Annotated in this window: 20 protein-coding genes and 1 pseudogene; 8 read left to right on the forward strand and 13 right to left on the reverse strand. The window is 69.0% G+C overall.

What is annotated here, in order from left to right; genetic code table 11:
* From VGR06_RS05095 to VGR06_RS05105, 3 genes are all read right to left on the reverse strand, one after another.
* On the reverse strand, window positions 1-750 hold a 750-nt coding region (locus VGR06_RS05095; RefSeq protein ID WP_327557780.1), incomplete at its 3' end, for a carbohydrate ABC transporter permease.
* Window positions 750-1,709 (reverse strand): sugar ABC transporter permease, encoded by a 960-nt coding sequence (locus VGR06_RS05100; protein WP_327557781.1) that lies wholly within the window; start codon window positions 1,707-1,709, stop codon window positions 750-752. The genes VGR06_RS05095 and VGR06_RS05100, both read right to left, overlap by 1 nt.
* On the reverse strand, window positions 1,709-2,989 hold the full coding sequence (locus tag VGR06_RS05105; protein WP_327557782.1) for a sugar ABC transporter substrate-binding protein: 1,281 nt from the start codon (window positions 2,987-2,989) through the stop codon (window positions 1,709-1,711). Before VGR06_RS05105 ends, VGR06_RS05100 begins: the two co-directional genes overlap by 1 nt.
* A 220-nt stretch (window positions 2,990-3,209) precedes the next feature.
* Here VGR06_RS05105 and VGR06_RS05110 point away from each other — a divergent pair, with 220 nt between their 5' ends.
* The gene (locus VGR06_RS05110; protein WP_327557783.1) at window positions 3,210-4,196 is read left to right on the forward strand and encodes a LacI family DNA-binding transcriptional regulator; all 987 of its coding nucleotides are present in this window, start codon (window positions 3,210-3,212) and stop codon (window positions 4,194-4,196) included.
* Between the two features lie 193 nt (window positions 4,197-4,389).
* On the opposite strand, the gene VGR06_RS05115 is transcribed toward VGR06_RS05110, so the two are convergent.
* Window positions 4,390-4,602: a hypothetical protein gene (locus tag VGR06_RS05115; protein WP_327557784.1), complete on the reverse strand. Its 213-nt coding sequence runs from the start codon at window positions 4,600-4,602 to the stop codon at window positions 4,390-4,392.
* 210 nt (window positions 4,603-4,812) lie between these two features.
* Here VGR06_RS05115 and VGR06_RS05120 point away from each other — a divergent pair, with 210 nt between their 5' ends.
* Window positions 4,813-5,718 carry a transglycosylase SLT domain-containing protein gene (locus VGR06_RS05120; RefSeq protein WP_327557785.1) on the forward strand — a complete coding sequence of 302 codons (906 nt, stop codon included), beginning with the start codon at window positions 4,813-4,815 and terminating at the stop codon, window positions 5,716-5,718.
* Here the strand turns inward: VGR06_RS05120 and VGR06_RS05125 are convergent.
* From VGR06_RS05125 to VGR06_RS05135, 3 genes are read right to left on the reverse strand one after another with little or no spacing between them, the layout of a single operon-like run.
* Window positions 5,681-6,571, reverse strand: coding sequence for a pentapeptide repeat-containing protein (locus tag VGR06_RS05125; protein ID WP_327557786.1), 891 nt, complete (start codon window positions 6,569-6,571; stop codon window positions 5,681-5,683). The genes VGR06_RS05120 and VGR06_RS05125 overlap by 38 nt on opposite strands.
* Window positions 6,571-7,329, reverse strand: coding sequence for a DUF429 domain-containing protein (locus VGR06_RS05130; RefSeq protein WP_327557787.1), 759 nt, complete (start codon window positions 7,327-7,329; stop codon window positions 6,571-6,573). Before VGR06_RS05130 ends, VGR06_RS05125 begins: the two co-directional genes overlap by 1 nt.
* On the reverse strand, window positions 7,317-8,153 hold the full coding sequence (locus VGR06_RS05135; RefSeq protein ID WP_327557788.1) for a class I SAM-dependent methyltransferase: 837 nt from the start codon (window positions 8,151-8,153) through the stop codon (window positions 7,317-7,319). Before VGR06_RS05135 ends, VGR06_RS05130 begins: the two co-directional genes overlap by 13 nt.
* A gap of 57 nt (window positions 8,154-8,210) precedes the next feature.
* On the opposite strand from VGR06_RS05135, the gene VGR06_RS05140 reads away from it, so the two are divergent.
* Window positions 8,211-10,511, forward strand: coding sequence for a GH92 family glycosyl hydrolase (locus tag VGR06_RS05140; RefSeq protein WP_327557798.1), 2,301 nt, complete (start codon window positions 8,211-8,213; stop codon window positions 10,509-10,511).
* Window positions 10,512-10,631: 120 nt separating this feature from the next.
* Window positions 10,632-12,455, forward strand: coding sequence for a glycoside hydrolase family 3 protein (locus VGR06_RS05145; RefSeq protein WP_327557789.1), 1,824 nt, complete (start codon window positions 10,632-10,634; stop codon window positions 12,453-12,455).
* Window positions 12,456-12,505: 50 nt separating this feature from the next.
* Here VGR06_RS05145 and VGR06_RS05150 read toward each other — a convergent pair whose 3' ends face one another.
* Entirely contained in the window at window positions 12,506-13,150 is a 645-nt protein-coding gene (locus VGR06_RS05150; protein WP_327557790.1) for an RICIN domain-containing protein, read from the reverse strand.
* Between the two features lie 54 nt (window positions 13,151-13,204).
* Here VGR06_RS05150 and VGR06_RS05155 point away from each other — a divergent pair, with 54 nt between their 5' ends.
* Window positions 13,205-14,170, forward strand: coding sequence for a LuxR C-terminal-related transcriptional regulator (locus VGR06_RS05155; protein WP_327557791.1), 966 nt, complete (start codon window positions 13,205-13,207; stop codon window positions 14,168-14,170).
* A 4-nt stretch (window positions 14,171-14,174) separates the two neighbouring features.
* On the opposite strand, the gene VGR06_RS05160 is transcribed toward VGR06_RS05155, so the two are convergent.
* The gene (locus VGR06_RS05160) at window positions 14,175-15,062 is read right to left on the reverse strand and encodes a hypothetical protein (protein ID WP_327557792.1); all 888 of its coding nucleotides are present in this window, start codon (window positions 15,060-15,062) and stop codon (window positions 14,175-14,177) included.
* 168 nt (window positions 15,063-15,230) lie between these two features.
* Between VGR06_RS05160 and speB the strand changes: the two genes are divergently transcribed.
* Window positions 15,231-16,211 (forward strand): agmatinase, encoded by a 981-nt coding sequence (gene speB / locus VGR06_RS05165; RefSeq protein WP_327557793.1) that lies wholly within the window; start codon window positions 15,231-15,233, stop codon window positions 16,209-16,211.
* A gap of 22 nt (window positions 16,212-16,233) precedes the next feature.
* Window positions 16,234-17,004 (forward strand): hypothetical protein, encoded by a 771-nt coding sequence (locus VGR06_RS05170; RefSeq protein WP_327557794.1) that lies wholly within the window; start codon window positions 16,234-16,236, stop codon window positions 17,002-17,004.
* A gap of 106 nt (window positions 17,005-17,110) precedes the next feature.
* On the opposite strand, the pseudogene VGR06_RS05175 reads toward VGR06_RS05170, so the two are convergent.
* The 4 genes and pseudogenes from VGR06_RS05175 to VGR06_RS05190 form a co-directional block, all read right to left on the reverse strand.
* Window positions 17,111-17,674: pseudogene (locus VGR06_RS05175) on the reverse strand (SDR family NAD(P)-dependent oxidoreductase); the annotation flags it as partial.
* Entirely contained in the window at window positions 17,674-18,564 is an 891-nt protein-coding gene (locus VGR06_RS05180) for an NAD(P)-dependent oxidoreductase (RefSeq protein ID WP_327557795.1), read from the reverse strand. The pseudogene VGR06_RS05175 and the gene VGR06_RS05180, both read right to left, overlap by 1 nt.
* 243 nt (window positions 18,565-18,807) lie before the next feature.
* Window positions 18,808-19,179: a VOC family protein gene (locus VGR06_RS05185; protein ID WP_327557799.1), complete on the reverse strand. Its 372-nt coding sequence runs from the start codon at window positions 19,177-19,179 to the stop codon at window positions 18,808-18,810.
* Window positions 19,180-19,221: 42 nt separating this feature from the next.
* On the reverse strand, window positions 19,222-19,803 hold the full coding sequence (locus VGR06_RS05190) for a GNAT family N-acetyltransferase (protein ID WP_327557796.1): 582 nt from the start codon (window positions 19,801-19,803) through the stop codon (window positions 19,222-19,224).
* An 867-nt stretch (window positions 19,804-20,670) separates the two neighbouring features.
* Here VGR06_RS05190 and VGR06_RS05195 point away from each other — a divergent pair.
* On the forward strand, window positions 20,671-21,915 hold the full coding sequence (locus VGR06_RS05195; protein WP_327557797.1) for an MFS transporter: 1,245 nt from the start codon (window positions 20,671-20,673) through the stop codon (window positions 21,913-21,915).
* Window positions 21,916-22,272: the final 357 nt, after the last annotated feature.

Raw genomic sequence — 22,272 nt, forward strand, 5'->3', positions numbered from 1 at the left:
CGCCTGGAGGGCGCCGAAGTCGATGATGTTGTAGGACGCGTACCGGATGTTCACCAGCATGACCGGCAGCGTGTACTTGCGCCCGTCGTTGAGGAAGATCAGCGGCGCGAGGTACTCGTTCCACGAGGTGAGGAACGAGAACAGAGCGACGGTGACCACGCCGGGGAACACCAGGCGCAGCGAGACGTGCCGCCAGGCGCCGTAGCTGGAGCAGCCGTCGACCAGCGCCGACTCCTCCAGCTCGCGCGGGATCGCCTCGAAGCTGTTGCGCATCAGGAAGATCCCGAACGGGAGCTGGAACATGACCAGCACCAGCGCCAGCCCGATGAGCGTGTTCCCCAGGCCGATCCGGCTGAGCAGGATGTAGAGCGGCAGCAGGATCGTGGCGTACGGCACCATCAGGATCGCCAGCGTCGCACCGAACAGCAGGCTCTTGCCGCGGAAGGTGAACCGGGCGAAGCCGTACCCGCCGAGCACGCAGACCACCACCGAGCCGACCACGGTGAAGACCGACACCACGATGCTGTTGATCAGGTAGGTGGTCACGCCCTGGTCGAACGTCGCGAGGTTGCGGTAGTTGTCCAGGGACAAGCTGTGCGGGAACCAGCTCGGCGGCTGCTGGTTCGCCTCGCCCTTGCTCTTCAACGAGTTCAGCAGCGCCCACAGCAGCGGGAACAGGAACGCGGCCGCGAGGAACGCGCTCACCGCGTGGAACAGGCCGCCCCGCACTCTCCGCCGGATGACCGTCATCAGCCCTCCCGGTTCCGCAGCAGGCGCAGCTGGATCACATTGATCACGACCAGCGCGACCAGCAGCACGACGGCCTCGGCCGCGGCGCTGCCCAGCTGGAACGACTGGAACGCCTTGTTGTACAAGGCAAGCACCACGGTCACCGTGCTGTTGTCCGGCCCGCCGTGGGTGAGCACGTAGAACTGGTCGAAGGCGAGCAGCGAACCGGTGATGGAGAGCACGGTCAGCAGCGCCATCGTGGGTTTCATGCCGGGCACGGTGATGTAGCGCAGCCGCTGCAGCGTCGACGCACCGTCCACTCTGGCCGCTTCGTACAGCTCCTCGGGGATCGACTGCAGGCCGACCAGCAGCACGATCACCTGGAAGCCGACGAACTTCCACACCACCAGCGTGATCACCGTGAACAGCGCCTTGCCCGGCGTGTTCAGGAAGCCGACCGGTTGATCGATCAGCCCGAGCGCCCGCAGCACCTGGTTGAACACGCCGAGCTGGTCGTGCGCGTCGATCCACCACATGGTGGACGCCGCGGCCGTGCCGACCACGTAGGGCAGGAAGTACGCGGTGCGGTAGAACCGCGCGCCGCGCCGCCGGCTGTTGGAGATGGCCACCAGCACGAACGCCACGCCGAACAGCACCACCGTGGTGATCGCGGTGTAAACGAGCGTGAACGTGATCGCGCCGACGAACAGGTCGTCGTCGGCGAGGTTCTGGTAGTTCTCCACCCCGTTCGGGATCGGATCGGCCAGCAGCGGCCACTCCGTGAACGACATGTAGACGAGGATGCCCAGCGGCACCAGGAAGAGCACCGCCACGACCACCGCGGTGGGCGCGACGAAGAGCAGCCCGGTGAGCGGGCGCCGTCCCGCCGGGTCGCGGGATCGCCGGGGAGATGCCCTGAAGGACTCCTTCGAGACGCTGGGGGTCCCGATGGAGTCCTTCAGGGCTTGGGGAGCGGCCATCAGCCTGCTGAGTCCAGTCCGGCCTGGATCTTGGACTGCCCGTCCGCGAGCGCCTTGTCGACGCCTTCGGCGCCGTAGAGCGCGGCGCGGATCGTCGCCACCCACGGCCCGTTCGGGTTGTTGAACAAGTCACCGAACGGCAGCGCGAACGGCGTGTGACCGTCCTTCAACCCGTCCGCGATGAGCTTGGTGCGCGGGTCGGCGGCGGTGTACTTGTTGCCGGACAGGTCGGTCCGGCCGGGGAGGTCGCCGTTCTTGGCGATGATCTCCGTCTGGGTGCTCTCCTCGAGTGTCCACTTGAGAAAGTCCCAGGCCTGCGCCTTGTGCGTGGAGGTGGCCGAGATGCCGGCGACGTCGCCGCCGATGAACGTCGAGGTCTTGCTGCCGTCCGGCGACATCAGCGCGGCCACGCCCCACTGGAACTTGGTCTGCTTGAGCAGGTCGCCGACGATCGGTGAGCCGAGCGGGAGCATGCCGACCTTGCCGGCCAGGAAGTTCGCCGGCCAGGTCGCGCCGTCCTGCGCCTTGTCGCTGGAGTCCACCAGCTTCTCGTCGCTGAGCTGACGGTACAGACCGAAGATCTTCTTGAACGCGTCGTTGTTGATGTCGACCTTCTTGCCGTCGTCGGACAGCACCATCTTCCCGTCCGCCCAGGCGTACGGGAACAGGGTGTAGACCCCGCAGCCGCCGCAGCTGCCGGCCAGGTCGAACCCGGTGACCCCGTTGCCGAGCGCGGTGATCTTCCGGGCGTACGCCAGGATCTCGTCGAAGTCCTTCGGCGGCTTCTCCGGGTCGAGCCCGGCCTGCTTGAACAGGTCCTTGTTGTAGAAGAACACCGACGAGTCGAGCTTGTTCGGCACGGCGTAGATCTTGCCCTGGTAGGACGCGACGTCCAGATGCGACTTCGCGATGCTGCTGAAGTACGGCAGCGCCTTGATGTCCGAGGAGATGTCCGCGAACAGGCCCTGCTTGGTGTAGTTCGGCGTGTACACCACGTCGGAGGCCAGGATGTCGGGCAGGCTCCGGGAGCCCGCGGCGGTGCCGACCTTGGTCAGGTAGTTGTCGTTGGGGATGATCGTGAGGGTCACGTGGTTCTTGTGGCTCTGGTTGTACGCGTCGACCAGCCGCTGGCTGAACTGATCGGTGGCCGACCGGACCCACATGGTCAGCTGGGCGCCGTCATCCGGGTTGCCGCTGGTGCTGGAGCTCCCCCCGCCGCTACTGCAGGCGGTCAGGGCCAGCGCCAGCGCGGACGTCAGCGCCAGGACTCTGGTGAACATGGCCATGTCCTCTCCCTTGAGGTGCGCCATCGCCGATCCGGAACGACTCGGAAAATTTTCCGGCTGCGGTCCGATGCCGATAAGGCTTTCCGGACCTTAGTTGTCGGTGATAATGCTGGTCAATGCCCAGATGGACGGGTATCCTGTGCGGAAAATTTTCCGGGAAGGGAAACGTTCGTTGGTCCAGCGGAAACGGCGAGGGGCGGTCACAGTTAACGATGTGGCCGCGCGGGCCGGCGTGTCGGCCGGCACCGTGTCCAAGGCGTTGAACGGCCGCGGTCAGCTCCGCCCGGAGACCCGCCGGCGCGTGGTGGCGGCCGCCGAGGAGCTCGGCTTCCATGTGAACATGCTGGCGCGCAACCTCATCGAGGGGCGCACCTACACCGTCGGGGTGCTCACCACGGACAGCTTCGGCCGGTTCACCATCCCGGTCATGCTCGGCGCGGAGGACGCCCTCGGCGCCGGCCAGATCTCGGTCCTGCTCTGCGACGGCCGCGGTGACCGCATCCGCGAGCAGCACTACCTGCGCACGCTGCTGGCCCGCCGGGTGGACGGGATCATCGTCACCGGCCGCACCTACGACCCGCGCCCGTCGCTCGGCCCGGACCTGCCGGTGCCGGTGGTCTACGCCCGGGCCCGCTCGGACAACGCCGAGGACCTGTCGCTCATGCACGACGACGCGCAGGGCGTGGGCCTGGCCGTCACCCACCTGCTGGCCACCGGGCGGAACAAGATCGTGCACATCACCGGGCCGGAGCGGCACCTGGCCACCCGGGAGCGGGCGGCCGCGGTGAAGGCGACGCTGGCCGCGGCGGGGGAGAGCCTGGTGCTCGGCGAGCCGCTGATGGGTGACTGGAGCGAGCGCTGGGGCCGCGAGGCGGTCGCGCTGCTCATGCGCGCCGGCGAGGAGTTCAACGGGGTCTTCTGCGGCAGCGACCAGATCGCCCGCGGGGTCGCCGACGGGCTGCGCGAGGCGGGCCGCCGGGTGCCCGAGGAGGTGGGCATCGTCGGCGTCGACAACTGGGAGGTGATGGCGGAGGGCTGCCGCCCGCCGCTGACCACCGTCGATCTCAACCTCACCGAGCTCGGCCACGCCGCGGCCACCAAGCTGCTGCGCGCCATCGAGGGCCACCCGCTGGAGCAGGGCGTGCAGCTCATGCCGTGCCGGCTGATCACCCGCCGGTCCACCGAAATGACGCTGAGCTGAGCCCGGCCATGTTGGCCGCTCACGTCGCCATATTGGCGCCTGAGGGTGCCGTGTTGGCGTTTGGCGTTGCCGTCTTGGCCGCTGGCGCGATGGCCATCCGGCCGGACCGGGGTTCAAGGGTCGCCCTCGGCCAACACACCGACGCTAGAGGCCAACATGCCGACGCCATGGGCCAACATGCCGGTCTGGTGGGTTAGCCGGGCCGTTTTCCGCGAATCTTTTCCGGTGGGTCACCGGTGTTCGAATTCCGGACGGACTCGTCGTCGTCAGCGGACGATTCGGTGGCGTTTTCCAGTTCTTCGGCCAGGATTCTGCGGACTTTCTGCGCGGCCCGCCGCAGCCGCCAGCCGACCAACGACACGACCACCAGAGCGCCGCCAATCCACCACCACAGAGCCGCGTTCATCGGGCCGGACCCGATAATCGAGCCGACATGGGAGCCCCTCCTGCCTCACCGCCCAAAATATATGGGCGCACGTGCGCGTTGCCGCGCACACGTACCGGATACCCGAGCGGTTTAACCCGATCCTGTGATCCAGGTCACACGCTTGGGCGCGGATTAAGGCAAGGCTGATCGCTTGGTAGGGTCGCCTCGATTCTGACGAGGGGGCGCCGCATGAGGATCTCCAACCGGTCCCGGTCGATCGTGCTTGCCGCGGCGTTCGCGGTCATCGTGATCACCGTCGGTGCCGCGGTATTTCTCTTGTCCGGCAACGATCCCGCGCCCCGGTCCGCGTCGGCGCAGGCCGGTGAGGAGCCCGCCGCGGTGGCCACGACCACGGTCGCGCCGGCCGCCGCCACCACGACGGTGGTCACATCCACGACGGCGACCCCGAAGACCACGACCACGACGCGGAAAGCCGCGCCGCCCAAGGCCGCGATGCCGGCGCCGACCCCGCATCCGGTGACCATTCCCGTTCCGCCGGCTCCGCACCCGCCGCCGGTGCCCGGCTGCGCGCCGAGCTTCACGGGGGAGAACGCACCCAGAGCCGACGTGAAGTCCGCGCTGCTCTCCGCCGCCGGCAAGGATTTCTGGGCCGGAGTGGCCAACCCGCCGTTGCTGGCGATCGACCCGCCCGAGGGCAGCCCGCCGCCGGCCACCGAGCAACTCGGCGCCCGCGCCGTGATCACCGTCCCGCCGGCGCTGATCCAGGCAATTGCCTGGCAGGAAAGCGGCTGGCAGTCCGCCATCAAGGCCTGCGACGGCGGCGTCGGCACCATGCAGATCATGGACGCCACCGCCCGCTGGATGAACCAGCGCTTCGGCACCTCGCACAACTACCAAACCCTGGCCGGCAACACCGCCATCGGCGCCGAATACCTGGAATGGCTGATCGCCTACTTCGGCGAGAACAACTTCGGCCACCACTACGACATCACCAACGCGGACCTGCTGACCGCGGTCATCGTCGGCTACAACGCCGGCGCGGGTGCGGTGCAGTTCTCGAACGGCCACACCGTGTCGTCGAGTTACGCCAACAACGTCAAGGCGCTGATGTCGAGCCAGCCCTGGGCGGCGTGATCCGGTCCGGAGCGAATCCTGCTGGCCATGTCGTGGTGCCGTCGGCGATCACCCCGGTGAGGTCGGCGCCCTCGAGCGTGGCGCCGGACAGGTTCGCCCCACGCAGGTCGGCGTCGGTGAGGTTGGCCGCGGTCAGGTCGGCACCTGAAAGGTCGGCTCCGCGCAGGCTCGTGTCCTCCAGGGTGGCCCCGGCCAGCTTGGCGCCGGCCAGAATGGCACCGTCCACATTGGAATGGGCGAGGCAGAGCCGGGGAATGTCCAGCTTCCTCAGCTCGGCGCCGCGCAGGTCCGCCCGCTCCAGTTCGGACCCGGCGCCCTCGGTGATCATGGATTGCCGGCCGAGTGCGCCGATCGCAGCGCCCACGTCGTCGGCGAGGCCGCCGTGGAACCGCGCCCGCTCTTCGTCAAGCTCCGCTGCCGGCTTGACCGGTGGCCAGGGGGCGTGCTGCCGCACGAACGCGGTCAGCAGCGCGTGCACGTGCCCGTGATAGCGGTCGTCGAGCTCACAAAGATGCTCCAGGGCGTAGACCCCGCCGTGCCGGACCGAGAGCTGCTCGCTGGCGAGCTGGTCGATCGCCTTGGTGAACAGGCCGATGGTGTTCCCCTCGCGGTTGGCGCGCACCTGCCGAACCGTCATCGCCGCACCAATCGCCACACCGCCGAGAGCCAGCAGCCCGCCCAGCCCCTGCAGGAGCGTGGCCCGCACATCGTTCTCCGCCTTGAGCCGTTCCGCCGCGGTCAGCCCCGCCCCGGAGCCGACCGCCCAACCTGGACCGAGGACGACAACCACCGCGGCGGCACCTAGCACCAGGCACCCCAGCACCGCAATCGTGACCCGATGCCACGCTCTCATCAGCCGATTCTCCCTTCGGCACCGAGCGTGATCAAGTCATCGAGCGGGCAGACGGGAAGAGCGATCCAGCCTTCGGTGGCGGCGGTGGCGGGGTCGTCGGGCGGGGTGGTGAGCCCGAGGGCGGCGGCGCGGGCGAGGAGGGCGGCGATCACCGCGTCGAAGGCGTGATCGGAGCGGCGGCAGAGTGGTTCGAACTCGCCGAGATCCAGCCAGGGCGCGGATCTCCTGAGGCTGTCCACCAGGCTGCCCAGGATGGTGACGTTCTTGGCGCCCTTGTAGCCGCGGTGGGCCAATTCCCATTTTCTAAGCCCCGCAGCGGGGTAGACCTCGACGATCAGCCCAGTTCCGGCCCGATCCACGGAATGTCCGCGTCGCGCCAGAAGCGCTTGGAGTCGCGCGGCGCGCATCGCGGTGAGACCGATGCGATCCGTCGCCACGCTGAGTGGGATCAAACCCGGGAGGGCGGAGCGAACGTGCTCATCGGTACGCCGGTAGGCCAGCGAGCGGCGCCATTCAGATCCGGCGCGCGCCTCGGTCGGACCGTCCCGGTGCGCATGGACGAAATCCACGAAGCTGTCCGGCCATCCCAGTGGGCAGTCGATGCCGACCTTCTCGGCTCCCTCGGCATGGCGCAGGACCGCGTCGTCATCTGCCGGAACCTGCAATGCCGCCACCTGCGCGTCGCCGGCTTGCCAATCGATTACGGCTACGGCGGTGGTCGTCGGTTCCGCAGCGAGGTCGATACCTACTGTTCGCACGTAAGCTCCCAGATGAGCAGGTAGGGCATACCGAGGAAGGCCTGGCGGGCGGCGTCGGGGTAGGTGTCGTAGCCGGGGATGTTGGGGATCACGGTCTCGTCGACCGGAGGCTCCACGCAGTCGAGCACGGTCAGGCCGGCGGCCCGGAACGCGGCCAGGTAGTCGCTGACCTGGTGGGCGGCGTTGTGGATGTAGTTGATGCCGGCGGCGGGGCCGGGGAAGGCGGCGACGGCGCCGGTCATGACGGCGGTGGGGTGGATGTCGGAGAGGACGATGCGGCCGCCGGGGCGCAGGACGCGGGCGAACTCGCGCATGACCGGGGTCAGGTCGGGGGCGTGGGTGAGGGCGAGGGCGCAGGTGACGAGGTCGACGGTGGCGTTCTGGACGGGGAGGTTCTCGAGCGGGCCGCGGCGGAGGTCGGCGGTGGGGAGCTTGCGGCGGGCTACGGCGAGCATGGCGGGGGAGGTGTCGACGCCGACGACCTGGTGGCCGAGATCGAGCAACCGTGCGGCGTGCCGGCCGGTGCCGCAGGCGGCGTCGAGGGCCCGGCCGGGAGGTAGGCCGGCGAGGATGTCGTGCACGATCGGCTCCTCGCGGGTGATCGCGGGATTGGGCCTGTCGTAGTGCTCGGCCCAGTGGGTGTAGCCCTCGGCCAGCGAGTACTCGGTGAGCGGCAGCTCCAGGGAGTCCGGGAGCTCGTCGAGGATGCGGCGGATGTCGTCGACCCGGGGGCGCGCCTCGGAGGGCCGGGTCGGCGCTGTGCGGATCATCGCGAGGCCCTGGATGGCCAGGAGGTACTCACCCAGTCGAAGCGTCTCACCCATGGCGTCAGACCGTATCGGTAGGCTGTGCCGATCTTCGAGCGAGAATGGGATGCGCGGATGTCGGTGGACTCGGTCAACACGTTCATCGGCACCAGGGACGAGGGGAACACGTTCCCGGGCGCGTCGATGCCGTTCGGGATGGCGCACTCGAGCCCGATCGGGTCGCACTACTCGGGGTGGCGGTACGACGATCCGATCATCCGGGGGTTCGGGCACTTCTTCCTGTCCGGCGCGGGGTGCGCGCAGCAGGGCGGGCTGATCTCGATCCTGCCGACCACCGGGGCGGTCGGGCCGAACTTCAACCACGAGGAGTACGGCTCGCCGTACACGCACGACGGGGAGGTGGGGCAGCCGGGGTACTTCCGGGTCCAGCTCACCGGGTACGGCGGGATCGCCGTGGAGACCACGGCGACCACGCGGGCCGGGGTGGAGCGGTTCACCTTCCCGGCGGCCGGCCCGTGGAACGTGCTGGTCAACGTGGGGCAGGCGAACAACAAGGAGCCGGTGTTCGCCAGCGGGGTCCGGGTGGTCGACGATCGCACGCTGACCGGATACGTTGTGGCGCAGGCGTTCTGCGGGGGCGGGCCGTACACCACCTACTTCGTCACGACGTTCGACCGTCCTTTCACGACGTTCGGCACCTGGGCGAACGACGTGGCCGCACCGGGTTCCCGGGAGTCGGCCGGCGGGCACGGGCTGCGCGGCGCCTGGGTCACGTTCGAACCAGGCGAGGACAACCAGGTCACCGCCTACACCGCGATCTCGCATGTGGACTTCACCGGCGCCGAGCGCAACCTCGCCGCGGAGGTGCACGACGGCGAAGCGTTGCTCAGCTTCGACGTGCTGCGGGAGCGCGCCCGGGCGGCGTGGGTCACCGAACTGTCCACTGTGGACATCGAGGCCGGCTCGGCAGATGACCGCACAGTGTTCTACACCGCGCTGTACCACGTTCTGCTCCAGCCGCTGACCGGGAACGACGTGGACGGCCGGTATCTCGGCTTCGACAACCGGATCCACCACGCGGACGGCTGGACCTATCACGAGTTCTGGTCGCTGTGGGACACCTACCGCGCCCACAACCAGCTGCTGGCGCTGCTGCGCCCGGGCCGGACGGCGGACATCGCCCGGTCCATTCTCGCCATCCACGAGCAGGGCGGGTGGCTGCCGCGCTGGGCGTACGCCAACCAGGAGACCAACACGATGACCGGCGACCCGGTCACCCCGTTCCTGGTCGACCTCTGGCGGTTCGGCGCGCTGGTGGGCCGGGAGGAGCAGGCCTACGCGGCGCTGTGGCAGAACGTCACCCAGGTGCCCGCGCCGGACTCGCCGTTCGAGGGGCGCGCCGGGAACCCGAACTACCTGACCAAGGGCTGGGTCCAGCACAACCCGCTGTTCAAGCTGTTCTTCTTCACCAAGGGGCACGATGCCGACCCGCAGCACGGCGCCTCGGCCACGCTCGAGTACTGCGTCGCCGACGGCGCCCTGTCGGTCATGGCGGAGGCGTTGGGGCACAAGGAGGACGCCGAGGCCCTGCGCCGGCGGGCGCGCAACTACCGGCTGCTCTGGGACACCCGGATCAGCGACCGCGGCTTCACTGGCTTTCCCCGCCCTAGAACGAAAAGCGGTCGGTGGTATCGGCCCTTGTTCAAGCGGTACACCCCGCAGGGTTCCAGCGGTTTCCACGAAGGCACCTCGTGGCAGTACCAGTGGCTGGTCCAGCAGGACGTACCCGGACTGGTGGAGTTGCTGGGCGGCAAGGACAGCGCGGTGCGCCGGCTGGACGACTTCTTCGCCTACGCCGATCTGGTCAAGGATCCGGCCGGGGCGGTCCGGTCGCACTGGGTCGTCGGCGCGTACGCCTACTACAACCAGTTCCGGTACAACCCGAACAACGAGCCGGACCTGCACGCGCCCTGGATGTACACCCTGATCGGCGCGCCGTGGAAGACGTCCGCGGTGCTGCGGGCCGCGCAGACGCTGTTCGTCAACGGCCCCAGCGGGGTCACCGGCAACGACGACCTCGGCACGATGTCCGCCTGGTACCTGTTCAGCGCGCTCGGCATGTACCCCGCGGTGCCCGGCACCGGCCAGTTCCTGCTGCACGCGCCCCGGTTCGCCCGCGCGGTGATCCACCTGGAGAACGGTGGCGAGATCGTCCTCTCCGCCCCCGGCGCCGACCCGTCCGTGCTGCAGTACGTGAAGTCGGTGACCGTCGGCGGCAAGCCATGGGACCGGGTCTGGGTCGACCACGTCTGGCTCACCGCCGGCGAGACGATCACGTTCGAGCTGACCGCGGACCCGGATGAGGCCGACTGGGGCACCGGCCCGTTCGCCACCCCGCCCTCGCCGTGCGGTTGACGGGAAGGGAAGCAACGTGACGTTCCTTTCCCATCGGGCGTTCCCCGGTTACGCTTGAGGCAGCACTGATTACACGCGGTGTGGCAGGGATGCCGCGGGTTGGCCGGGGAGGAGCCCCGCATGACTCGCCCGCTCGATGCCGCACGCCTGCTCGCCCTCGTCGTGCTCACGGTCGCCGCGCTCGGTGTGGTGCGGCCGACCCTGGCCAGGGCCGACTACACCGATCCGAACCAGCCGGTGGCGGCCCGGGTCGCGGATTTGCTCTCCCGGATGACGCTGGACGAGAAGCTCGGCCAGATGACCCAGGTCGAGCGGACGGCCGCCACCACGTCGGACCTGACCACGTTCCGGATCGGCTCGGTGCTCTCCGGCGGCGGATCGGCGCCGTCGCCGAACACCCCGACGGCGTGGGCGGACATGTACGACAACTTCCAGCGGGCCGCGCTGGCCACGCCGCTGCGCATTCCGATGATCTACGGTGTGGACGCCGTGCACGGCCACAACAACGTGGTCGGGGCCACGATCTTCCCGCACAACATCGGGCTCGGCGCGACCCGGGACCCCGCGCTGGTGCAGCAGATCGGCCGCGCGGCGGCCGAGGAGGTCAGCGGCACCGGCATCGACTGGGACTTCGCGCCGTGCCTGTGCGTGGCCCGCAACGACCGGTGGGGCCGCACCTACGAGTCGTTCGGGGAGACGCCCGACCTGCCGTCCTCGATGGCCACGATCATCACCGGGCTGCAGGGAACCTCGCTGGCCGCGCCCGGCTCCGTGCTCGCCACGGCCAAGCACTACGTCGGCGACGGCGGCACGACGAACGGCACCGACCAGGGCAACACCCAGCTCTCCGAGACCGACCTGCGGGCCATTCACCTACCGCCGTTCCGCGAGGCGGTCAACCGTAACGTCGGCTCGGTGATGATCTCGTTCAGCAGCTGGAACGGGACCAAGGTGCACGGCAACGGCTTCCTGATCAACACCGTGCTCAAGGGCGAACTGGGGTTCTCCGGCTTCGTGGTCTCCGACTGGGCCGGCATCGACCAGATCGACGGGGCGACCGGGACCTCGGCGACCGACGTGCGCACCGCGATCAACGCCGGGATCGACATGGTGATGGTGCCCACCGACTTCCGGAACTTCCTCAACCTGCTGCGCGCCGAGGTGCAGGCCGGCCGCGTGCCACTGTCCCGTGTGGACGACGCGAACCGGCGCATCCTCACCAAGAAGTTCGAGCTGGGGCTGTTCGAGCGGCCGTTCACCGACCGGTCCTTCACCCCGACCGTCGGCAGCGCCGCGCACCGCGCGCTGGCGCGGCAGGCCGTGCGGGAGTCACAGGTGCTGCTCAAGAACACCGGCGTGCTGCCGCTGGCCAAGAGCGGCGGCAAGATCTTCGTGGCCGGCAAGAGCGCCAGCAACATCGGCCTGCAGTCCGGCGGCTGGACCGTCTCCTGGCAGGGCGGCAGCGGCGCGACCACGCCGGGAACCACGATCCTGCAAGGGATCCGGAACACCGTGGCACCGGGCACGACGGTCACGTTCAGCGCCAACGGCTCCGGCATCGATTCCAGCTACCGGGCCGCCATCGCGGTGATCGGCGAGAACCCCTACGCCGAGGGCCGCGGCGACCGCCCCGGCTCGATGGGCCTCGACAACACCGACCTCAACACGCTCAATACGCTGCGCGCCTCCGGCGTCCCGGTCATCGTGGTCCTCGTCTCCGGCCGGCCGATGGACATCGCCGCCCAACTCCCGAACTGGAACGCCCTGCTCGCCGCCTGGCTCCCCGGCACCGAGGGCCAGGGCGTCGCCGACGTGCTGTTCGGCGACTACAACCCCACCGGCAAGCTCCCCTCCACCTGGATGCAGTCCGCCTCCCAGCAACCGATCAACGCCGGCGACGGCAAGCCCGCGCTCTTCCCCCAGGGCGCCGGGCTGCACTACTGAAGTCCCGCTCGGCGGCGGATCAGCACCGCCGCCGGCCGGGTGCTCATCTGTTACCGGGGAACGAAGGTCCACCATTGGTCGGTGAAGCCGCGTTCACATCTGAAGCTGGTCGCCGCACCGTTCGCGCTGGGTGCCGCCAGGCAGGTACCGCGGAAAGCATTGAACAGCATGTAAGAGTCGACGACCGGAGCGGGATCGAATCGCCACCATTGGTCAGCGAAGCTGTCGACACAGTCGGATACCCGGACGTTTCCGTTTGAAATGATCGCCAGGCATTTTGAGGTGGCGAGGCCGCGCAACCGGAAGAGCCCCGGTCCTCCGATCGGCTCGGGGAGCCAGAACTGGTCGAGGAAGTTGACGTTGCATCCTGACATGTTCACTCTGTTGCTTGATTGTCCCGCGGCGCATTGTCCCCGCCCAAGATTGCTCAGTTGGTAGAGGACCCCTGGCGTGGGGACGGCAAGGACACCGCTGCTCGACTGAGTGGTTGCCTGGGCAGCGGTGGGGACGACCATTGTGAGCAACGCCATGACGACGCCCACGAGCAGCGCCGTCACACGCGCAGATAGCTTCATGGAATCCCTTTCTCCGTTGTATTGGAGCCCGGCGGAAATCAGTTTGGTAGGGCTCCAGATTGGGAGCATATTCCGTTTCGCATGACTGGCGATGTGCTGTTTCCCGATGATCTGGGTCATTGGCCGGATGCGGCCAACCCGCTACACTCTGGGCCGGCGCTGCGGGAGGGGTGGATGAGGACTGGCCTGACCAGTGTGCTATCAGAGCCGGCCGCCAGGCTCTACGAGAGCCTTATCGTCAGCGGGGGCTTATCGCTCATTGATCATCCTGACCTGCCGGAGGCCACCGAGGCCCGGGAATTGATCGACAAGGGGTTCGCCCGGGAACGCTACGTCGATTTGCCCAGGTTGGTCCCGGTGGAGCCGATCAGGGCCGTGGACAACGCGATTCTGACCAAGCAGCGGCAGATCCTCGACCAGTACCAGACGTTGCTGCGACTGCGCGACGAGATGGGTGCGCTCCAACAGGTCTACCGGTCGGCCACGCTGCCCGCCGAGGAGCCCCACGACCTGGTGCGGGTCATCACGGACGGGGACGAGATCGGGGCATTGTCGGTGGAGCTGGGCCTGTCCGCTCAGAACGACGTCGCCAGCTTGGAGACCGGATACTTCACCCGGCCGCCGGACCCACGGTCGGCGCGTGTTCCGCCGGCCGAGGTGGTCGAGCGCGGGGTGCGCTTCCGCAACATCTACGCCCGCGCGGCGCTGGAGGTGCCCGGAGCGGCGGAGATGCTCCGGAAATCCCAGGAGGGCGGCTGGCAGTGCCGGGTGTATCCGTACTTGCCGATGAGGCTGGTGCTGGTCGACGAGCGGGCGGCACTGCTGCCGCTCGGACTCACCGGTGTGGAGGGCGCGGTGCTCGTGCGCGCCCCGGTGATCACCTCGGCGTTGCGGACCTACTTCGAACTGCTGTGGAGCCGGGCGGTGTCGGTGGACGGCAACGCGGCGAAGGTGCCGCCGGAGCAGGACCAGGTGCTGCGGCTGGTGCTGACCGGCATGACCGACGGCGCCATCGCACGCCACCTGGGCATCAGCGAGCGGACCGTGCGCCGGCACGTCCAGGCGTTGCTCGAGGCACTCGGCGCGACCAACCGGGTCACCCTCGCCGTCGCCGCCGTTCGCGAGGGCTGGGTCGACTGAGTCACTACTGCCACTCCCACGGGGAGCCGTTGGCACCGCTACAGGTAGGATCGTCCTGGAGCGGATTCGTCGGCGGCGGCGGGGCTACCGCCGGCGGCTCGCCCGGCTCGGCGCTGACCGGCACGACCATCCGGCTGAAGTACCCCGGTACCTCTGCGGCCACCTGCCACGGCGAGCCGTTGAAGCGCTGGCATGTGGGGTACCACGGCTGCGCCAACAGCACCATGCCGCCGCTGGAATCCACACCGTAGAGCCAGGTTCCGTCTCCGGTCACAGCGTGCACGCCGGCGGGCAGCGCCCCGCTCGGGTATCCGTCAACGCGCGTGGAGTCGGATTGGTCCCGCCACACGCGGTAGTTCACGCCGTCCACGATCCCGACCGCGTAACCCGACACCAGTGCAATGATCACCGGTCCGGTCAATATCGCGATGAGGTCGCCGACTTCGGATACCGCCGTCCCACCCGTGGCCCACCCCTCGTGCCGGAAGGTGCGCACCGACCCGCCCACATCGCCGAGCTCGAGATAGCCCGGGCTCGCCGCGAAAACCACGTCGTACCGCCAGTTGATCGTGTCGGCGATCCGGACCGACGTGCTCAGCGCGGCGCCGGGCGACTCCTGCCGGCGCCACCACAGTTCGCCTGTCGGGGTGACCGCGTACAGGATCGCCGCATTGCCATCGAACATCCCGAAGATCGTCCAGTAGGCCCGCCAGTCCCCGGAATCCACCTCGACCGCCGGTCCGAGGGTCGACGTGCTGCCCGGACACGACCGGATCTCCGCCAGGTGTCCGGTTCCCGCATCCACGGCGAACACCCGGCTGCTGCCGGCGCACTCGATGTCCGCCGTGGATGGGGTGATCCCACCAAGACCGATCGCGGGGAGCGCTGCCACGAGGCACCCGACGACCCGACCTAGTCGTCTGAACACGTCGCGTCTGTAACGGTGGGTCACGGCTCAAAGACTAGGAGCGGCGCGCTCGCTCGCACCGACCGGCGGCGGACAGTGACCGCTTCCGGCCGTTCGGCGTGCCACAATCGCCGGGTCACGGGAGGGGGCAGGATGAGCGCGCTGTTCGGGCCGGACGTCACGTTTCTCGGGGTGCCGCGGGCGGACCTGGCCGCGGTGGACGCCGATGTGGTGATCATCGGGGCGCCGTTCGACGGGGGGACGACGCACCGGCCGGGGACCCGGTTCGGGCCGATGGCCATCCGGCAGGCGTGCTACCTGCCGCAGGACGGGTCGCGGCCGTCGCTGGCCCTCGGCGTCGACGCGCTCCGCGACCTGCGGGTGGTCGACGCGGGCGACGTCGCGCTGTTCAACGGGGACATCGAGCGCTCGATCCGGGTCATCGAGGAGGCGGTGTACGCCGCGGCCAGCGCCGGCGCGATTCCGGTGGTGCTGGGCGGGGATCACACGATCGCGCTGCCGGACGTCACCGGGGTGTCCCGGGTGCACGGCGCCGGCCGGGTCTCGGTGGTGCACTTCGACGCGCACGCCGACACCGGGGACATCGCGTACGGCTCGCTGTACGGGCACGGGCAGCCGATGCGCCGGCTGATCGAGTCGGGGGCGGCCCGCGGCGACCGGTTCCTGCAGATCGGGTTGCGCGGCTACTGGCCCGGACCGTCCATCTTGGACTGGATGGCGGCGCGGAACATGCGCTCCTACGAGATGTCCGAGATCGTGGCGCGGGGCCTGGACGAGTGCCTGACCGAGGCCTTCGCGATCGCGGTCGACGACTGCGACGGCGTGTTCCTGTCGGTGGACGTGGACGTGGTGGACCCCGGGATGGCGCCCGGCACCGGCACCCCCGAGCCCGGCGGCCTCACCACCCGGCAGCTGCTCGACGCGGTCCGCCGCTGCTGCCTGGAGCTGCCCGTCGTGGGCATGGACGTGGTCGAGGTGTCCCCGCCCTACGACCACGCCGACGTCACCGCCTTCCTCGGCAACCGGGTCGTCCTCGAGGCCCTGTCCGCCGTCGCCCGGCGGCGCCGCGGCGACGCCTGGGATCCCCGCAAACCCCTGCTCTCCGGGCGTTGACCGGACCGCAAGAATGGCGGGCATGGAGTACATCTTCGATCCGGACGTCGTCCACGAGTGCGCGATGACCTGCCTGGGGAAGCCGAAGCCGGCCATGTTCGACGCGTTCGCCGAGGCCATGGCGCAGCGCTATCCGGGGCGGCTCGACGTGGCGCAGCCGTGGATCTTCAGCAACGCCGGCGGAGCGATGATCCAGATGAAGGTGTACTACGCCTCCGCGTTCGAGTACATCATGATCTGGGGCACGCCGATCGGCTCCGAAGGTCACTCGGGCCGGCACCTGCTCGGCTTCTGGGACACCGTGATCGACGGCGAGATGTGGTACTTCGGCGAGGGCCAGTTCGAGCGCCGGGAGTACCGGGCGGGCGACCGGGTCTACGTCGGGCCGAACCAGGCGCGCGGGATGAACTTCACCACCGGGGTGTACGCGGTGGAGTACGCCCGCGGGATCCTGCCGGCGTCCATCCCGTTCGGACTGGCCGACAGCCTGATCAGCACGCTGGACATGGCCACGGTCGGGCAGACCCTGAGCATGTACGCCGCGCTGGTCGGCCACCACCTGCGTTCCCCGCACGCCGACGGCCGGCCGCCGTCCCCGCTGCGGCAGCGGGTCGGCACCGTGCTCGTCAACGCCGGCAACGGGATCACCCGCCGGATTCGCCCTCCGGAGCCGTACGACGAGGTTGTGTCGGGTAAAGCCTTCCGGTTTCGCGGGACGCCAGCCGCACCGCCCGCCGTCGAGGCAGCAGCCGCGCCACGGAACCGAGAAGACGGTTCCGCCGGCCCGGAATGAAACTTGGCCCCCGGCCCAGGGCGTTCAGCGTCTCCCTTGCCACGGTCCGGGGCGGCATGGGCGGCGGCACCATCCGTCCGGGTGCGGCGGCGTGGGTGCGCTCGAACGTCGGGGTGCGGACCAGGCCGGGACAGCTGGCCAGCACGTCGACGCCGTGCGGCCGCAGCTCCGCCCACAGGCCCTCGGCCAGCACCCGCAGGTACGCCTTGGTCGCCGCGTAGTGCGCGACGAGCGCCGAGCCCTGGTCGGCGGCCATCGAGCTGAGCAGCACGATGCCGCCGCGGCGTCGGGTTGTGAACCGTGAGCCGTAGGCGTGCGCCAAGTGGGCGGCCGAGCGGCAGTTGAGATCAAGCATCGCGTCGAGATCCCCCGGCGTCAGCTCGAGAAACGGTCGGACCGGTGCCAGTGCGGCGTTGCACACGAGCAGCCCGACGTCCTCGGAAATGCCTGCCACGGCGGCGATTCCGCCGGCCGTGCCCGCGTCGGCCACCACCACCCGGGTCTGGATCCGATGTGTCTCGCGCAGCCGCTCGGCCAGCTCATCGAGCAGGTTGCGCCGCCGGGCCACCAGCACGACGTTGCCACCCCTGGCCGCGATCTCCTCGGCGAAGGCCGCCCCGATCCCGTCCGAGGCGCCCACGACGACTGCCCACGGTCCGTAGTCCCACATCAACGTGCCTTGTAATACGGCGACAGTTTCAGCATGGCCCGCCGGGCGAACGGCTCCACCAGCGGCACGAGGCGGCGCCGCCAGCCGAGGCTCGCCGCGATGGCCTCGGCGATATCGTCGAAAGTATGGCGTTGGTAGTGCATGAGCGCTTCGCTCTCCGTGCTGTCGACCCAGTCGGTGACGTACTCGGCGTCACTGAATGCCTTGTCCGGCAACGGTTTCACGCCCATCGCGGCGAGCAGCCGGCTCAGGTACTCCCGGTAGGTGAGCTGGCAGGACGGCCCGCCGCCGATGAACAGCACCCGCCCCCAGACTTCAGGCGCGGTCAGCGCACCGGCGATGGCCAGCGCCGCGTCGTCCGCGTGCAGCGCCTCGATCCGGTTGTCCAGCCCGATCTCGAACATGATCGGGTGCGGTTTCCGCATGCCCAGCACCGGCACATCGGTCAACCGGAAGATCACCCAGTCCAGTTCGGACTCACGGATCAACCGTTCACACTCGATTTTGTGCTCGGTGTACGGATCCACCGCCATCAGCGGATCGTCCACCCGTCGCGGCGGCTCCTTGCCCTGGGTGCGCCCATGCACGTCGAACGTCGACGTGAACAGCAGTCGCGGCGGATCTGCCTGTGCCCGGCACGCCTCGATCACGTGGCGCGTGCCGCCGATGTTCACCTCGTGGGCCCAGGCCGGCCACTCGTCCGACTCCGGGGGAATCACGGCGGCGAGGTGGACGACCGTGTCCACTCCGGCGACTGCTTCGGCGACCTCGGCCGGTTCGGTGACGTCGCCGGCGAAGGTGCGGACCTCGTGGCCGCGGCGGAGCAGTTCCGGCAACACGTGGGAGCCGATGTTGCCGGACGCCCCGGTGAGCAGGATCGTCGATCTCACGTGGTGGACCGTACCGGGCGATCGGCTTGGTCTGGTCGGTCTGACGGCACCTGCTGACCGACGCTGCGGGGCTCACGCGGTGCGCGAGCCCCGCAGCGGTTGATGCTCAGAAGTAGCGTTGCTTTCCCGGTGGGGAAGCAACGTCACGTTCACTCCCTCGAAGGAAAGCAACGTCACGTTAACGACACTCCGTTGAGCGCTCTGAGGGTGTGGGTTTCGGCGTTTGCCGGTGCGGGCCGATGGTCAGCTCAGGCGGGTTTGCAGGAGGCAGAATTCGTTGCCTTCGGGGTCGGCCAGGACGTGCCAGGGCTCCTTACCGGTCTGGCCGATGTCGGCCGGGCACGCCCCGAGCTTCAGGAGGCGTTCGAGTTCGGCGTCCTGATCGCGGTCGGTGGCGTTGACGTCGAAGTGCAGCCGCAGCCTGCCCGCCTGAGGCTCGGCAGTGGGGATGAAGACCAGCGCCGGCTGCAATGCGCCGAACCCTTCCCGTGGTCCGATCCCCACCACGCCGTCGTCGGTGCCGAGCACGCTGAAGCCCAGCACCTCGCACCAGAACGCCGCCAACCGTTGCGGATCCCGGCACTGGATCACCAACTCGGAAATGCGACAAGCCATGATCGGCACCCTACGGGGCGTCAACCACACGCAGCCAATCCTTTAACGGCCCAGGTCCGCGATGCCGTGGGCACCCGGGACCGGACGGCGTGACCGGGGACCATAAGCCGAACCACTGCTCGGCGCCGTACTCCTCGAACCGCTCCACCTCGGTGACCCCAGCTTCGCCGCGAGGCGCACGGAGCGGTCGTTGGCGGTCTGGGTGCAGAGCACCACCGGCTCGCTGGGAAGCGCGTCGGCGAACCAGTCCAGTGCCGCTGCACACGCCTCGGCGGCGTATCCGCATCCCCACGCCTGCGGCAGGAACAGGTAGCCGAGCTCGGCCTCCCCGGCATCCTGACGGACGTGACCCGGACGCTCTGCGTCGCGCCGATCGAGCGTGATCATGCCGATCATCGCTTCGTCGAGATCGACCACGAAAAGGCCGGGGCGCCGCCCGGGCACCTCAGGCACCGTGCGCTCGAGCTCGTCACGCGGTCGAGGACCACCAAGGTAGGTGCCCACCTCGGGCGAGGCGAACAGCTCGATGAACGCCGCACGGTCCCGGGCCTCGGGCGCGCGGAGCACGAGCCGCTCGGTCCTGATCGGGGCAGGTGGCCAGGCGACGGGTCCGAGCTCAGCCATGGCGGGCAACCTATCGCACGCCCGCCGGGCAGGAGCCACAGACGACCCGCAGCGGCAGCAGCTTCTGGCCCGTCGGCCCCCTCTGGATCTCGGTGCCCATCTCAGACCCCTCGCCGCACTCAACCCCGAGCGTTTTCCCATCTCAGGCTGAGGTGGTCAGCTCCAGGGCGACGAAAGCGTCGTTCGTCACGCTCAGCGTGACGAAAGCGTCCTTCGTCGCACGACTTGGAGCCACTGGAGAACCTGGCGTCACCACAGTCCCATCAGCAACACCATCTCACCTAGATGATCTTGAGACAGCCGAATTCCAAATAGGCGAACTCGTCAGGCCCATCGACAAAATTCGCCGCACCTCACCCTATCGTGTTCATGATTTTGGCGCGGAGCGCCCCCTGTCATCCTGCAGCCCGAAAAGGGGTCGACACCGGCGCCATCTTTTTCTTTTGGGTGTGGCTCCTTTGGAGGGAGTTGTCCATCGTGATCGGGGTGATCGGGTCTGGTGTGGCTGGTGGGACCGGTGGGGCGTTGACCAATGCCCTGAAGGCGGCCTTCGGGACGTTGAGCGTCCTGAAGGCCGCCTTCAGGGCAGGTGTCGACCGCCCAATAGTCACACCGATCCCACCTGCCTCACCAGCACGGCCCCGGCCAAACTCGCATCCCTGGCAACGACGCCCGACGACACGAGGGGCAACGACGAGCAACTCCCTCCAACGGAGCCACACCCTTTTCTTTTCCTCTTCTCAGTTTCTAATATTCTTAGAAAGGTGACCATCACCTGCCAAGAGCGGGAAGTGCCGAACGCCGATGACTCGGCGTCTACACTAATGTGGATTGCTCGCCAAGGACTGGATGGCCCAGGATGCCCGGATGCAGGATGATCGTTCGTGGTTGACCCCCGGGGTCCGGGGGATCGGAGCGGCGAGCTTCTTCTCGGACGTCGGGCATGAGGTGCCGACGGCGTTGTTGGCGAGCCTGGTCACCGGCACGTTGGGGGCGCCGGCGGCGGCGCTGGGGCTGATCGAGGGTGTCGGGGACGCGCTGGCGGGGGCCGGACGGTTCGTGGGCGGGCCGCTGGCGGACGACCCGGGACGGCGCAAGCGGATCGCGGTCGGCGGGTACACGACGACCGCGGTGCTGTCGTCGCTGATCGGGGTTGCCGGCAACGCGGTGGTGGTGGGGTTGCTGCGGGGCGGCGCCTGGGCGGCGCGGGGGCTGCGGGTGCCGGCGCGGAACGCGCTGCTCGCCGACGCCGTGCCGGCATCCGTCTACGGGCGGGCGTACGGGTTCGAACGCGCCGGGGACAACCTCGGCGCGATCGTGGGCCCGCTGCTGGCGCTCGGGCTGGTCACGGTTTTCAGTGTGCGCACGGCGATTCTGCTCTCGGTCGTGCCCGGGCTGCTGGCCGCGGTCGCGATGATCTATGCCATCCGGCACGTCCGGCAGCCCGCCGAACGCCCGCGGCAGCCGCTGCGCATCCGGGTGCGGCCGGTGCTGCGCGGGCGACTCGGCCGGCTGCTGGGCGCGGTCACCCTGTTCGAAATCGGGAACCTGGCGGTGACCCTGCTCATCCTGCGCGCCACCGACCTGCTCACCCCGGAGCACGGGCTCGAGGCGGCCACCCGGATCGCGCTGTTGCTCTACATCGGATACAACGTCGCGGCCACGCTTGCCTCGTATCCGGCTGGGGCGCTGTCTGACCGGCTCGGGCCGCTGGTGGTGATCGCCGTTGGCGTGGCGCTGTTTCTGGTCGGGTATCTGATCTTCGCGGTCACCGGACCGGCCGTCGCGGTGCTCGCGTTGGCGTTCGTCGCCGGGGGAGTGGGGATCGGGTGCGTGGAGACCGCCGAGCACGCGGCCGTCGCCGCGCTCGCTCCCGAACCGCTGCGTGGGTCGGCTTTCGGGTTGCTGGCCACGGTCCAGGCCGGCGGCAACCTCGCGGCCAGCACGGTTGCCGGGCTGCTGTACACCGTCGCCTCGCCGGCTGTCGCGTTTGGATACACCGGCGCGTGCATGGCGCTCGCGCTCGCCGGGCTCGGCTGGGCGGCCCGGCGGATGGGAGAAAGCCGAGGAGAACACCCGCGGCCAGGGCTTTCTCGGCGACCCCGGGAGTGAACGTGCTCAAGCTCAATCTCGCCGTGCAAGCGGGCCGGAAAATGGACAGATAACGCAGCGGCAAACTGCACCGGTTTGACGGTTGACGGCGGCCCATAACTGCCATAAGTAAATCAGGCCGTGGCCGAGTTGGTGAGCACCTGGCGAGAGCAGGTCGCGGGGTGGAGCACAATCCGACCAGCGTGTCCGAACGGCCTTTGAGCGCCCGTTCAGCCATCAGCGTCAGGGCCGTTTCAAGATCGTTTAAGCAGCGGCTCAGCACGTGCTACCCAAGGCCGATGGTGTGCCGGTGGTGCGGGACCTCGGCGATACCTCGGTGTCCATTGTGGAGTGGGTGAGATGAAGGGGGCCTTCCTC

It is taken from the genome of Actinophytocola sp. (assembly GCF_036002505.1).
Classification (GTDB): Bacteria; Actinomycetota; Actinomycetes; order Mycobacteriales; family Pseudonocardiaceae; genus DASYTH01.

Coding starts and splice junctions, on each gene's coding strand:
- VGR06_RS05100 (WP_327557781.1), bottom strand. CDS start 1,709: ATGGCCGCTCCCCAAGCCCTGAAGGACTCCATCGGGACCCCCAGCGTC.
- VGR06_RS05105 (WP_327557782.1), bottom strand. CDS start 2,989: ATGTTCACCAGAGTCCTGGCGCTGACGTCCGCGCTGGCGCTGGCCCTG.
- VGR06_RS05115 (WP_327557784.1), bottom strand. CDS start 4,602: ATGAACGCGGCTCTGTGGTGGTGGATTGGCGGCGCTCTGGTGGTCGTG.
- VGR06_RS05120 (WP_327557785.1), top strand. CDS start 4,813: ATGAGGATCTCCAACCGGTCCCGGTCGATCGTGCTTGCCGCGGCGTTC.
- VGR06_RS05125 (WP_327557786.1), bottom strand. CDS start 6,571: ATGAGAGCGTGGCATCGGGTCACGATTGCGGTGCTGGGGTGCCTGGTG.
- VGR06_RS05135 (WP_327557788.1), bottom strand. CDS start 8,153: ATGGGTGAGACGCTTCGACTGGGTGAGTACCTCCTGGCCATCCAGGGC.
- VGR06_RS05140 (WP_327557798.1), top strand. CDS start 8,211: ATGTCGGTGGACTCGGTCAACACGTTCATCGGCACCAGGGACGAGGGG.
- VGR06_RS05145 (WP_327557789.1), top strand. CDS start 10,632: ATGACTCGCCCGCTCGATGCCGCACGCCTGCTCGCCCTCGTCGTGCTC.
- VGR06_RS05150 (WP_327557790.1), bottom strand. CDS start 13,150: ATGACCCAGATCATCGGGAAACAGCACATCGCCAGTCATGCGAAACGG.
- VGR06_RS05155 (WP_327557791.1), top strand. CDS start 13,205: ATGAGGACTGGCCTGACCAGTGTGCTATCAGAGCCGGCCGCCAGGCTC.
- speB (WP_327557793.1), top strand. CDS start 15,231: ATGAGCGCGCTGTTCGGGCCGGACGTCACGTTTCTCGGGGTGCCGCGG.
- VGR06_RS05170 (WP_327557794.1), top strand. CDS start 16,234: ATGGAGTACATCTTCGATCCGGACGTCGTCCACGAGTGCGCGATGACC.
- VGR06_RS05185 (WP_327557799.1), bottom strand. CDS start 19,179: ATGGCTTGTCGCATTTCCGAGTTGGTGATCCAGTGCCGGGATCCGCAA.
- VGR06_RS05190 (WP_327557796.1), bottom strand. CDS start 19,803: ATGGCTGAGCTCGGACCCGTCGCCTGGCCACCTGCCCCGATCAGGACC.
- VGR06_RS05195 (WP_327557797.1), top strand. CDS start 20,671: ATGCAGGATGATCGTTCGTGGTTGACCCCCGGGGTCCGGGGGATCGGA.